Raw genomic sequence first — 580 nt, 5'->3', positions numbered from 1 at the left:
CCTGGCAAAATTGAAGGATATTTTTCCGACCCTGGAGACAGATTAAATGACCGAAGTATCCGTAGAGAAGTACCTCCTTTACGCCCTACAGCAACTCAAAACCCTCGAAGAGGACATGAGCGTGCTGACAACCCATTCCGCCAAAGCCGATCCTGAAATCATCGAAGAGCTCTTAGATGAAATAATCACCAGGACCATGGTGCCGGCCCTGGAAAAACTCGGTGTAGAAGACCCGCTCACCGAAATCCAAGAAGAGATAGATCCCAGCGATATCTTCGAAGAAGAACTCGAGCGAATCACCGATGAACTCGAAGAGGAAGAAGAAGAAGAAGAAGAAGAAGAAGAAGAGGAAGCAGCCCTTATAGATTAGTTAGACTGAAGTTGATGAAATCAGAAGCGTAACAGAGCTTCTATCCTCGACTTCTTAAGAAGCACACTGAACAAGGGCTCGTCCTTCAAGGAGGATGGGCCCTTGCACCATATATAGAACCATAGAGTTATGCGCCATAAAAATATTCCAACACTCATAGTCTCTTTCTTGCTGCTATTCTCGCTATTCTCATGCACGGCAGAAGCCCTT

At 45.9% G+C, this 580-nt stretch carries 1 protein-coding gene; it reads left to right on the top strand.

Annotation, left to right across the window (positions count from 1 at the left end; genetic code table 11):
* The first annotated feature begins 46 nt into the window (after window positions 1-46).
* Window positions 47-370, top strand: a complete 324-nt coding sequence (locus tag KC460_05250) for a hypothetical protein (GenBank protein ID MCA9770748.1) — start codon at window positions 47-49, stop codon at window positions 368-370.
* Window positions 371-580: the final 210 nt, after the last annotated feature.

Source organism: Candidatus Dependentiae bacterium (assembly GCA_020431705.1).
Taxonomy (GTDB): Bacteria; Babelota; Babeliae; order Babelales; family Vermiphilaceae; genus JAGQHQ01.
This window is presented reverse-complemented; position numbering and strand designations above follow the sequence as displayed.